At 60.6% G+C, this 12,441-nt stretch carries 10 protein-coding genes; 7 read left to right on the plus strand and 3 right to left on the minus strand.

All coding sequences use genetic code 11. The features are described 5' to 3' along the window. Positions 1-27 precede the first annotated feature (27 nt). On the plus strand, positions 28-1,419 hold the full coding sequence (locus AC2FME_RS04110) for an arylsulfotransferase family protein (RefSeq protein WP_496799701.1): 1,392 nt from the start codon (positions 28-30) through the stop codon (positions 1,417-1,419). A gap of 19 nt (positions 1,420-1,438) precedes the next feature. On the opposite strand, the gene AC2FME_RS04115 is transcribed toward AC2FME_RS04110, so the two are convergent. Continuing rightward, complete coding sequence (locus AC2FME_RS04115) at positions 1,439-2,902, minus strand: glycosyltransferase family 39 protein (protein WP_496799702.1); 1,464 nt, start codon at positions 2,900-2,902, stop codon at positions 1,439-1,441. 96 nt (positions 2,903-2,998) lie between these two features. Beyond that, positions 2,999-4,372: an arylsulfotransferase family protein gene (locus AC2FME_RS04120; protein ID WP_496799703.1), complete on the minus strand. Its 1,374-nt coding sequence runs from the start codon at positions 4,370-4,372 to the stop codon at positions 2,999-3,001. A gap of 456 nt (positions 4,373-4,828) precedes the next feature. Here AC2FME_RS04120 and rfbC point away from each other — a divergent pair, with 456 nt between their 5' ends. The 5 genes from rfbC (at position 4,829) to AC2FME_RS04145 (ending at position 9,478) form a co-directional block, all read left to right on the plus strand. After that, on the plus strand, positions 4,829-5,389 hold the full coding sequence (gene rfbC / locus AC2FME_RS04125) for a dTDP-4-dehydrorhamnose 3,5-epimerase (protein ID WP_496684165.1): 561 nt from the start codon (positions 4,829-4,831) through the stop codon (positions 5,387-5,389). Continuing rightward, on the plus strand, positions 5,386-6,426 hold the full coding sequence (gene rfbB, locus AC2FME_RS04130) for a dTDP-glucose 4,6-dehydratase (RefSeq protein ID WP_496799704.1): 1,041 nt from the start codon (positions 5,386-5,388) through the stop codon (positions 6,424-6,426). The genes rfbC and rfbB overlap by 4 nt, the downstream gene beginning before the upstream one ends. After that, positions 6,423-7,271, plus strand: coding sequence for a dTDP-4-dehydrorhamnose reductase (rfbD, locus tag AC2FME_RS04135; RefSeq protein WP_496684544.1), 849 nt, complete (start codon positions 6,423-6,425; stop codon positions 7,269-7,271). Before rfbB ends, rfbD begins: the two co-directional genes overlap by 4 nt. Continuing rightward, a complete protein-coding gene (gene rfbA, locus AC2FME_RS04140; protein WP_496684547.1) occupies positions 7,268-8,143 on the plus strand; it encodes a glucose-1-phosphate thymidylyltransferase RfbA in 876 nt (291 codons plus the stop codon). The genes rfbD and rfbA overlap by 4 nt, the downstream gene beginning before the upstream one ends. Before the next feature lie 111 nt (positions 8,144-8,254). Further along, positions 8,255-9,478: an O-fucosyltransferase family protein gene (locus AC2FME_RS04145; protein ID WP_496799705.1), complete on the plus strand. Its 1,224-nt coding sequence runs from the start codon at positions 8,255-8,257 to the stop codon at positions 9,476-9,478. A 12-nt stretch (positions 9,479-9,490) separates the two neighbouring features. Here the strand turns inward: AC2FME_RS04145 and AC2FME_RS04150 are convergent, their stop codons facing one another. Further along, complete coding sequence (locus AC2FME_RS04150) at positions 9,491-11,086, minus strand: GMC family oxidoreductase (RefSeq protein WP_496799706.1); 1,596 nt, start codon at positions 11,084-11,086, stop codon at positions 9,491-9,493. Between the two features lie 108 nt (positions 11,087-11,194). On the opposite strand from AC2FME_RS04150, the gene AC2FME_RS04155 reads away from it, so the two are divergent. After that, on the plus strand, positions 11,195-12,433 hold the full coding sequence (locus AC2FME_RS04155) for a TRAP transporter substrate-binding protein DctP (protein WP_490361249.1): 1,239 nt from the start codon (positions 11,195-11,197) through the stop codon (positions 12,431-12,433). Positions 12,434-12,441 lie beyond the last annotated feature (8 nt).

The following is a 12,441-nucleotide window of genomic DNA, read 5'->3' on the forward strand; positions in this document are numbered from 1 at the left end:
CCCGGGAACCAAATCGGAGGTAATCGGATGGAAAAAATCCTCTTCAAGAAGATCGAGCTCTGGGTCTTGGGGGTGTTGGCCGTCTTCGGTTTTTTCGGCATGGTTCTGTTCGGAGCCATCGTTCTGGATGAGGAACGTGGCGAGGAGGAGTTGGGCGGTGACCATTTCGGCGTGATCGGCGACGCAGCCTTGGCCTTGGCCGAACTGCCGGAAAACGCGCGCCAGTCGTTGAAAACTGTGATCGGGCCGGACCCGACGATGATTTCATTTCTGAAGCTTCCTCCGGGAAGCACCGCTCCGGCAAAGTGGTCTTGGTCGCAACCGCCGGGTTCGGACGGGTTGGACGGATATCTGTTGCTCAGTCGCTATGACGGTGACCGGACGCGGCACGTGGTCGAGCTTGTGTCGTTGCAAACTGGCGAAACGCTTCGAACTTGGATGCCTGATGCCGAGACGGTCCTGGCAAGCTTTGAACGCAAGCCCGAATTTGAAGGGTGGGCTCCGTATGAGTACTGGAACGATGGATACTTTCGCTACATACACCCATACCTGACCGAAGCAGGAGAGTTGCTGGTCAAGAGTCATCACTCGCCTTTGATCATGCTGACGGCCTGCGGTGACGTCCGTTGGGCGCAAAACGACGTGCTGGTCCACCATTCCACCAATTCAGACGGAGCGGGAGGCTATTGGCTGCCGGGTCTGGCGTTGAAGTCCAGACCAAGCGATCTGTCAGAACGATTTGTGCGCGACTCGCTTGTGCATGTAACCGCGGGCGGCCAAGTTGATTTCGAGGAACCCTTGGCCCCAATATTCGAGAACAGCGGGCTGAAACACCTGATTTTTCCGGCGTCCCATTTCTGGAAAGATCCTATGCATCTTAACGACATAGAACCAGTATTAAAGGACGGGCCATTCTGGAATAAAGGAGACCTCTTTCTGAGCTTTAGAAGTCCGTCTCTTGTTGCGCTGTATCGCCCATCAATCCAAAAATTCGTTTGGTGGAAGGCCGGACCATGGCAATCGCAACACGATGTAGACATAGTTAGTGATCGCCGAATAGCTGTTTTTGACAATGCTGCGTTCGATCGCGGTTTTGGGTCGCGCGTCGACAGTGCCAGTGAGCCTGTTATCTACGATTTCGAGACCGGCGCTGTGTCCAGGCCCTTTCATGACGCATTCATGGAATTGAAAACGGCAACGATGACAGAAGGTCTGCAGGATTTTACACCTTCTGGCCACTTGATCGTTGAAGAGGAAAACCGGGGCCGAATACTGGTTCTCAACAGGATTGGCGACCTCGTGGCAACATATGTAAACAGAGCGGAAAATGGCGAGCTCTATACGATGGGCTGGTCGCGCTACATCCCCCAGGCCCACGGAGACAAGGCTTTGGCGGCGATCGAACAAAGCGGGTGCTGAAACTGGCCGTTCGGTCTGTCTATGGGCGTCGGAAAACCAGAACCGCGCCGTCTCCCAGGGTGCCGGGGAATTCCTTGACCAGCTCCAGGCCGGTTTCGGCATCGTGGCCCAGTTGCGGAATGGCGCGGAACATCCGGTTCGGGAACAGAACGACCAACGTCACCGGACCGGGTTGGGACATCGCCGCATCATAATTCGCAGCAGTGTCGATGGTGCCCCAGTCGGCCTGGAAGTGGCTTTGAAAGATCGGGCCGCCCGGATTGATGGCATAGACGCGCTCGGTGGGGCTGCGCTGGCTTTCGACCAATGCAAAAGCGCCAGCCAGATCCTGTTTCGGCGCGGCATAGTTCTTCTGGACCAGAAAAACCGACAGGGCGATCATGATCAGGGCGCCCAGGTTGAACAAGGGCCGAGCAAGGCCGGCGCGTCCAACGATGCGTGAAATGAGTCCGGCGGCCCACTGGCACCCGACCACGACGAGCACGATGATGAGGCCGATATCGACGAAGAAGAACCGAGGCCAGATCCGCATGTCCAGCGCCGAAAGCAACAGCAGGGTAACGGCGACATGGGCTGCGACAACCGGAAAGAACAGTGGTTGCCGGGTGTGCGACCCGATCGCTCCGAAGATGATGGCCAAGAGCCCGCCGACGGCGATCAGCAGGGTCAATCCACCGGTATTGCCCAAGGCCGTCCGCAGACCTTCGGCCACCGTCCAGAGCGGGTTCTGGTATTCCTGCATCGGGTCGACGGCTGACGACGCCGAGACCTCGCCCATGGCTTCCAATAGGCTCGGGAAAATCGGCAGATAGGCCAAGGTGGTCAGCGCAAGCGCGATCGCGACCCCGACCAGAGGACGCAGGACCCATGCACGGGTTAGCGCATCCCGGCCGATACCGGTGGCCAAAGACAGCAGCCATACCAACCCGAGCGCCACGAAAAAGAACGCCCCGGTCAGATGCGTGAACACGGCGGCTGCGGCGGTCAGGCCAAAGGCGATCCAGGTGCCGTATGTCGGGCGGCGCACCCCGCGCAGGAACAGGATGAGGCCCAGAACGCTCCAGAAAGCAAGCTCGGTGTATCCGCGGGCGTTCTGTGAAAACCAGACCTGGTGATAGGACAGCGCCACAAGCAGGGCCGACACATGCGCAACGCGGGTATTTGCGACCTCGCGGGCCAGCCACCAGATCGCGGCCACGGTGCCAACCCCGAATACCAGGGCGGGAAACCGATAGGCCCACGGGGTCTCCCCTAACAGATGTGCCGACAGCTTGGCCTTCATGCTGAAGAAATAGTGATGGTTCATCGAATACTCGCGCATCATGTCGCCCCAGGGCTGGCGGACATGCGTATCGACGGTCCAGATTTCATCGTACCACAGCGGCCCGTTCAACCCTGCGGTTCTGAGAACGGTGGCCAACAAAAGAATGAACAGAAGGATGCCCAGATCGCTGCGGCCGATTTCCGGTGAGCGCTGTTTCAAAGGCGGTCCTCCACTTGGAAGAGTGATAGTTTGCGGGCCCGCAGCTGCGTCGCAGTCTCAAAACCGAGATCGGCAACCGGATCATCGGCCACGGCATCAACCATCGCAGGATCTTTCCTTGAGTTGAGCCAGAAACCGGTCACCGGATTCGCGGTCCATGATCCGGCTCCAACCCAAATGGTAAATCAGTTCGTTTTCGGCGCGGTTCACATGCTCGACAGCCAACTTGCCGTCAGGGGTGAAGATCATGCTGCGGCCAGACTCGGATTCATCGACATACAGATGACCATCTGGCAGCAGTGTGAATAGGCCGGCGGCCTCGTTCTTGAAGTCCTGTGCATCCAGAACCGCCTGGAAGGGCCGATATGCGGTTTCGGTTTCGAGGTCGAAATAGACGATCTGGCTGGTTCCGTTCACGACCAGCTCGCGCCCGTCTCCGATATCCAGCGAGTTGTTGTTGTAGACCGCAAATGTCTTCTCGTCGATGACGTCAACGTCATGTTGGGCCGCCCACGGGCCTTGATACCACCAGATGATCCGGTCTTCGGACGGGCGAAAAAGCATGATTGTCGAAATGTTGCGCAAGCTCAGCAGGACGTCGCCGCGTTCCCAGTATGGGCCATCTTCGAATATGGGTTCCACATCGTTCAGGTGGATGGGATCCGGGTCGAATTGCTTGGCCAGGATCATGTAGCCCAGCCCCTGTTCCAGCATGACCTTGGTCAGCGAACGATCATACAGAACCTCTCCATCTGCCGAAAACTGGGTGATGCCTGGATCGAGGTAGTATTTGTTCAGCCCCTCGATGCGCGGAGGCTCGACATAGGCCGAGGACCAGATCGTGCCGTCGAGGCCCGGTTCCGTCGTGTGATGATAGACGCCGTTTTCCAGTGTCCAAACCGGTTCGCCGCACGGGGTCATGCGCACCATCGGGCTGAACATGCTTTTCACCAGAATGTCGCCGTTCTCGAGCGCAAGGGGATGGACGACCTGAAAGCGTTCATTGCGCCAATCGTCATAGTTGATCAGTCGCGAGTCGCGGCTCGCATTGCGAAAAGTATTCTCGAAGTCGAAATCGATGCGATGCACGACCGCACCGGCCTTCAGATCCACCAGTTCCAGAACGTGATGTCCGACATCGCCGTCGTGACGGCTGAAGAACAGGTAAGCGTCCAGCCCGCTGTCCAGTCGTTCATCGAAAAAGGTCCACCCGCTTTTGTCGGGAAACCGACCCGAATTGTTTGTGGCCATGCCCGCCAGGTCGCCTCCGGCCGCCATACGAACCGCCTTGGCGGCTTCGGCTGGAAGGGCCGCGATTTTCAGTGAGACACGGCTGATGGCGCCAAGTCGGTTGTTGCCATAGACGGCATCGCGGACGATGACCCCGAATGCGAATGTCACTAGCAAAAGAAAGACGACGATCAGGGCAACGACCCACATCTCGATCTTCTTGAAAAGAAACTTATCCAACCCGTTACCTCTTCAATCACTGACACAAGCGAACAAACCAATGGATGTCGCGCCAAACGGCGCCCCGTTTCGCTTGGCATTCATGGTAGGAATGTCGCGCCACGGTGCAAAGAACAATAATTTCGTCGCTATGGCTTTTCCTTGGCCACAATGGGTGCTTTGGTGCATCAACCCTTACTATTCCATGGCTCCGGCCGACATCCCACCGATGCCGCCGCACTCACTGGGATATTGTTTCTGTATTTCGCACATTTGGTATGCTTTTCGTGAATTGTTTGGGTGCAATGCGAGTGTTCCAAAGCCATCGGCACAATGACAGACAGCGGTTTGGCAGCATTGCTTGCGCACCTTCAGCACGAAACGCGCCGGATTCCGGAACTTTCCCACGACATCTGTTTCGTGACAGGCAGGGCCCATATTGGTATGAACGCGCTGTGTTGAATGGGTTTCGAGTACATGCAGATTGAAGAAACCGCCTTGCCCGGTGTCCTGATCCTGACGCCCCGGCGGTTTGGCGATGCGCGGGGTTTCTTTTCCGAGACCTGGAACCGCCGGGTTCTGACCGGGTATGGGATCGATCTGGAATTCGTTCAGGACAATCACTCGGTTTCCGCCGCGGCCGGTACGTTGCGAGGGCTGCACTTTCAGTCGCCGCCGCATGCGCAGGACAAGCTGGTGCGCTGCGGACGTGGCGCGCTGTTCGATGTCGCCGTGGACATCCGCAAGGGGTCGCCGACCTATGGCCGGTGGACGGGAGTTGAATTGACGGCCCAGAACGCAAAGCAATTGCTGGTTCCCAAAGGGTTTCTGCACGGTTTCGTGACGCGCGAACCCGACACCGAAATCTGCTATAAATGTACCGACTATTATGCGCCCGCATGTGACGGAGCCGTGCATTGGAACAGTTGCGGCATTGACTGGGGCCTGACCACCGAACCGATCGTGTCGGACAAGGACAGGGATGCGCCGGCCTTTTCCCGGTTCGACAGCCCGTTCGTCTGGGAGGGAGCGCCATGAAGCTGTTGGTAACCGGTGGCGCGGGGTTCATCGGATCGGCCGTGGTGCGCCGCGCCATTCGAGACGGACACAAGGTCGTCAATCTGGACGCGTTGACCTATGCGGCCTGCCTGGACAACTTGGCCGAGGTCGCCCAAGACCCGCGCTATAGCTTCGTGAGGGCCGATATTCGCGACCGGGGTGCGCTGGATGCGGTCCTGGACGCACACCGCCCTGATGCGATCATGCACCTGGCCGCCGAAAGCCATGTCGACCGGTCGATCGACGGGCCGGGGGCTTTCATCGACACCAATATCACCGGCACCTACACCTTGCTCGAGGCCGCCCTGGCATATTGGGACGGGCAAGGTCGGCCCGATGGGTTCCGGTTCCACCATATCTCGACCGACGAGGTCTATGGCTCGCTTGGTCCCGCGGGTCGGTTCACCGAACAGACGCCCTATGATCCGCGTTCGCCCTATTCTGCCAGCAAGGCGGCCAGCGATCACTTGGTGCGCGCCTGGCACGAAACCTACGGCCTGCCCGTGGTGCTGACGAATTGCTCGAACAACTACGGGCCGTTTCACTTCCCCGAAAAGCTGATCCCGGTGGTGATCCTCAATGCGCTGGCGGGCAGGCCCTTGCCCATCTATGGCGACGGGTCGAATGTCAGGGACTGGCTTTTTGTGGAAGACCACGCCGAAGCCCTGCTGCTGGTCGTGGAAAAAGGCCGGGTCGGGCGCAGCTACAACATCGGTGGCGACAGCGAATGCACCAATCTCGAGCTGGTGCGGATGTTATGCGGCATATTGGACCGGCTGCGCCCGGCGTCGCGCCCTTATGCCGAGCTGATGACCTTCGTCGCCGACCGGCCGGGACATGACGCACGCTATGCCATCGATGCGACCCGAATCCGCACCGAGTTGGGCTGGCAACCGTCGGTGACGCTGGCTGAGGGGCTGGAGCGTACCGTCCGCTGGTATCTGGAAAACGAAGCCTGGTGGACGGCGCTGCAAGACCGCAACGGCGTCGGGCAGCGGTTGGGGGTGCGCGCATGACCGTGCTGGTCTTTGGCAGAACCGGGCAGGTGGCGCGTGAACTCGCCCGTCACACCGGCGTGACCTGCCTCGATCGCATGACGGCCGATCTGGAATACCCCGACCAATGCGCCGCGGCGATCCGCGCGGCCGCACCTCGGGCTGTCATCAACGCCGCGGCCTACACCGCAGTCGATCGGGCCGAGGAAGACGAGGCACGCGCCACGGTGATCAACGCAAGCACGCCCGCCGCCATGGCGCGGGAATGTGCGGAGTTGGGTATCCCCTTCGTTTCGATCTCGACGGACTATGTGTTTGATGGATCGGGCATGTCGCCGCGCAAGCCCAGCGATCCGACCGGCCCGTTGGGGGCCTATGGCCGGTCAAAGCTGGCGGGTGAACGGGGCATCGCGCGGGCAGGGGGGGCGTACGGCATTCTGCGCACCTCCTGGGTGGTCTCGGCTCATGGCGACAACTTCGTAAAGACGATGCTGCGCCTGGGGGCCGACCGAAGCCGGCTGAATATCGTTTCCGACCAGATCGGCGGGCCGACCCCGGCCCGTGACATCGCACGCGCCTGTCTCGAGATGGCGCGGCAGCTGGCCGACGATCCGGGAAAGGCCGGCATCTATCACTTTGCGGGCGCGCCCGATATCAGCTGGGCCGGGTTCGCACGGGCGATTTTCCACACCGCGGGTCTAACCTGTGACGTCGTTGACATCCCCACGTCCGAATATCCAACACCGGCGCGGCGGCCGTTGAATTCGCGGCTGGATTGTTCCTCACTCGAGGCGTGTTTTTCAATTCCCCGCCCGGACTGGCGGGCGGGTCTGAAAGATATTCTGAACGATTTGGAAATGGTATGACGAGCGGGCGAAAAGGCATCATTCTTGCAGGCGGATCGGGTACGCGGCTTTATCCGATCACGATGGCCGTGTCCAAGCAGCTGTTGCCGCTGTATGACAAACCCATGATCTATTACCCGCTGACGGTTCTGATGTTGGCGGGTATCCGCGATATCTGCGTCATCACCACCCCGCAGGATCAGGACCAATTCATACGCACCTTGGGCGACGGCAGCCAGTGGGGCGTATCCCTGACCTATGTCGTGCAGCCGAGCCCCGACGGTCTGGCGCAGGCGTTCATTCTGGCCGAAGATTTCTTGGACGGCGCACCCTCGGCCCTGGTTCTGGGAGACAACATCTTTTTCGGACACGGTCTGCCCAGACTGCTGGCGGCCGCGGACCGTCAGGCCGAGGGCGGGACGGTTTTTGGGTACCACGTGGCCGATCCGTCGCGATACGGCGTGGTTGCCTTCGACTCGGACGGGCAGGCGCGCGAAATCATCGAAAAACCCGCCGACCCGCCTTCGAACTATGCGGTGACCGGGCTGTATTTCCTGGATGGTACCGCCCCCGAACGGGCGCGTCGGGTCCGGCCCTCGGCACGCGGAGAGTTCGAGATCACCGACCTGTTGCAGATGTATCTGGCCGAGGGGCGGCTGCGGGTCGAGACGATGGGGCGGGGCTATGCCTGGCTGGACACGGGCACCCATGCCAGCCTGCTGGATGCGGGCAATTTCGTCCGCACGCTGGAAGAACGCCAAGGCCTGCAGACCGGCTGCCCCGAAGAGATCGCTTGGCAACTGGGGTGGATCAACGAAGAACAGCTGCGCCGGCGCGCCGAGATGTTCGCCAAGAATGACTATGGGGCCTATCTGGACAGGTTGTTGAAATGAAAATGTTTTTGGTGCGGTCTCTGGGTTGGCTGGTGCGCGGGTTCCACCTGCGGTGGACGCGGCAATATCCGTTCCGTTTGTTGTATTGTTGAAAAGGTTGAGTGTTGGCCGATGAAATCTGGTGAATTTGAGTATCTGTTGATCTGCAACACCTCTGACGGGTTGGTGGCGCAGCTCAACGGGGTGGTCGTGCAATTGCAGTTCGCCCGCCGGATGGGCCTGAAGCCGATCATCCATCTGCACGAACGCAGCTATATGTTCGGGGGCCCCAACCCCTATTTCGATGCCGAGACCGGCCCCAACGTGTGGGATTACTACTACGAACCCGTTGGCGCGTCGGGCTCTGACCTGCAGGCGCTGGTGCGCTCCGGCAAGGTCTGCACCCTGTCAACGGCCTCCGAACTCATGCGGCTGTACCGATGGGAGCCAAGAAGCTGGTTCATGAACCCCTATGGCTATTTCCGCAGCGTGGAAAACCGTGCCGACGGTACATATCCGGCCGCCTGGTGGCACGAGGAACGCCAGAAGATGCGAACCTTGCTGGACGACGGGACCGTGCGGTTCCGGTCGTCGTTGCTGAGCCAGGCCGAGCGCTTTGCCCGCGCCAAGTTCCCGGAACATACGCTTGGGCTGCAGTTGCGCGGCTCGGACAAGTTCGATTTCGGAGTCGGACCGAATCTGTCGCGCAAGGTCGTGCCCGAGGAGTATTTTCCGGTGATCGATCGCTACCTTGCGGACCATCCCGATTGCGGGGGTATCTTCGTCGCCACGGATCAGCGGCAGTGGCTGAAGGTTCTCGAGGAAGCCTATCCGGGCAAGATCATCTCGTATTCCGAGAAATCCCTGAGCGACTCCGATGCCAACCGGTTCCATGACGCCGAAGAGAAGGCCGCGCGTGGCGCCGAGGTGCTGATGGATCTGCTGCTGTTGTCCCGCTGCGACTACATCGTCAAATGCCACGCGGCGGTGGGTGAAATGGCGGTGACCCTCAACCCCGACGTCGACTTCGTCGACCTGAACTATGCCCACCAGCCGATGGTGGCCCGGCCCAAGTCCCTGCACGCGGTGGCCGTGCCCTGCATCCGGGCGCTGAGCACGCTTTGGCGGGTGTTGTCCGAAAACGGAATGGCGCTCGAGCGGGTGGTCTCCGTTCGGGACGAGGTCGTCATGGTGGGCCGGACGCCGCGGCCGCTGAACACCAAGCGCGAAGAAGGCCAAAAGGCCCCGCGGCCGCCGGTGTTTTCGCGACGCTTCGTCTCGGACGGGTTCGACTGGGCGCTGCGGACACTTGCGGCGCAGTGCTATGCCTATGCCGAGCGCCCGTCCTCGCGCTAGGGGGTGTGGCGCCTAGCTTTTTCCCAGCGCCAGGTCGCTGGCTTTTTCGCCGATCATAATGGCCGGGGCGTTGGTGTTTCCGCTGACGATTTCCGGCATGATCGAACAATCGGCCACCCGCAGACCGCCGATTCCGTGCACCCGCAGCCGGGCGTCCACCACCGATTGCGGCGTCGACCCCATCGCACAGGTTCCGGTCGGGTGATAGATCGAGACGGAATTCGACCGGGCCCAGTCCAGCGTGCCCTCGTAGTCGTCCAGCGGTAGGTCCGACCTGGGTCTGAACTCCTCGGAAATCTTCGAAGCCAGCGGATTGTGCCGTGCTATCCTGCGCGCGATCTTGATGCCGTCGACGATGGTCCGACAATCGGTTTCAGTTGACAGATAGTTCGGAACGATCTTGACGTATGATGTCGGGTCCGGCCCGTCGAGCCGCAGCTCTCCGCGGCTTTCGGGGCGCAGTTGGCACACCGACATCGTGAAAGCCGAGAACGGATGCACGCCCTCGCCCGGGCTGTCGGCCGACCAGGGCTGGACATGGAACTGGATGTCGGGGGTTTCGATCTCGGGGCGGGTCTTCAGGAAACCGGTGGCCAGGCTGGCCGCCATGGTCATGGGGCCGGTGCGGAACAGGGCGTATTTCAGGGCGATCCGGGCCTGGTTGAACAGGCTGCGCACCTCGTCGTTCAACGTGGGTTCGTTGCATTTGAACACCAGCCGTGCCTGCAGGTGATCCTGCAGACCCTTGCCGACGCCGGGCAGGGCGTGGATCGGTTCGATCCCGTTGTCCTGCAGGTGTTCGGGATCACCGATTCCGGACAGCATCAGGATTTGGGGCGAGTTGATCGCGCCGCCCGACAGGATGACCTCGCGCCGGACCCGCAACTTTTGTTCGGCGCCGGTCCGGTCGCGATAAGTCAGACCCACGGCCTGTTTGCCCTCCAGCAGGATCCGCGTCACCAGGGCGTGGGTGATGATGTTCAGGTTCGGCCGCTTGCGGATCGGCTTCAGATAGGCCACGGCCGCGCTGCACCGCCGCCCGTTGCGGGTGGTCAGCTGGAAATAGCCGACGCCCTCTTGCGTGGCGCCGTTGTAGTCGGGGTTGAACGGATAGCCCGCCGCCTGCGCCGCGGCGACCCAGGCATCGCAGATTGGGCGCTGGATGCGCATATTGGAAACCGACAGCGGGCCGCCCGTTCCGTGATAGTCGTCAGCACCCCGTTCCTGATCCTCGCTGCGTTTGAACAGGGGCAGAACGTCCTCCCAGCCCCAGCCCGCGTTGCCCATCTGGCGCCAGCGGTCATAATCCTGTTTCTGTCCGCGCACATACAGCAGCCCGTTCAGCGAAGACGAACCACCCAGGACCTTGCCGCGCGGCCAATCGATCGAACGGCCGTTCAGGCCCGGATCGGGTTCGGTGCGGTAACACCAGTCGACCGACGGGTTGTGCATCGTCTTGAAATAGCCGACAGGGATGTGAATCCACGGGTTGGTGTCCGGACCGCCGGCCTCGAGCAACGCGACGCGCGTACCGGGATCGGCGCTGAGGCGATTGGCGATGACACAGCCCGAAGATCCAGCCCCGACAATCGCGTAATCAACCTCCATCATCGCCTCCTTTTGCTGCCGATGAAAAAAACTCTATGCAAAACGCATCAACTAAACTAGCATTTTTTGATACATAACGTCTCAAAAATTGCGATAGGGAGGATGGCAATGGAGATCGGACGGAAACTGAGTGGAATTTCCCGGAGGGATTTTTTCCGTGTCGCTGGACGCTACGGGATGAGCTCGACCCTTTTGGCCGCAGGCGGATTCGGAGGGGCGATGAGCTTGGCCAACCTAGCCCAAGCGGCTGAATCTACATATGAGAAGAGGTTCTCGAAAGAACCCAAGCACACGCTGAAATTTGGTGCGGCGGGGTTCAACACGCGCAACCTGCTGATCGAGCGCGCCGGAGCGATCGAATTCGCGCGCGATCTGGAAGAGCGCACGGATGGCGAGATTCGCATCGAGTTCATCGGCGACAACCAGATCTGCGGGCAGCTGAGCTGTGTCGAGAAGACCCAGCAGGGAATCGTCGACATCTATGCGGCCTCGACCCAGAATTCGGCCGGCGGAGCGCCTTATCTGAACGTTCTGGATTATGCCTACATGTTCCCCAGCCGGGCTGCGCAATATCATTTCTTCTATAGCCCGGCCAGCCAGCGCATCCTGCGCGACCCGCTTGAAAAGCGCCACGGGCTGAAATTCCTGTTCACCCATTGCGAACTGCGGGGCCTGCAGATGGGATCGACCTTCGCCGACAAGCCGACGGTTACCAAGCTCGAGGAGCTGTTCGGCACCAAGAACCGCGTGACCGGCACCCAACTGGGCCGGATCGCCATGCAGCTTCTGAATCTGAACCCGGTGCCCGTCGCGTGGGAGGAAACGCTGGATGCACTGAAAACCGGCCTGATCGACGGGGCCGAGACCTGGGCTTCGGCTGTGGCCTATGCCAACATGGCGCCGGTCGTGTCGCAGTCGGTCAACCTGCAGTTCTTCTGCGGCACCGAACACACCTCGATGTCGGCCAAGGTGTTCGACAGTCTGGGCGGTGAGTTGCAGGACGCGGTCATGGAGTCGGCCTATTTCACGCAGGCCCTGATCCAGGGGGCGAACGAAGCCGCGCTGGTCAATACCGTGGGCTTCTCGGACCCGCAACTGCCCAACACGATTTTTGCCGAGAACGGCGTGCGCCCGGCCTTCCTGCCGGACGATCAGCTGAAGCTGGCCGAGGAAATGTGTGCTCCGAACTACAATCCTGAACCCTGGGCCGAATGGCGCGAGCGGCTGAACAAATGGGCCGGCGGCATCGACACCTATCAAGAGATCTACGATATCGCGCGCGAGATCCCGGCCGACACGCTGCCGGAAAATGTCGAACCGCGCCGTTGGTGGAAGGGCGAAGCCTGACCAGGGCT

This window comes from Ruegeria sp. BHSC026 (assembly GCF_059613065.1).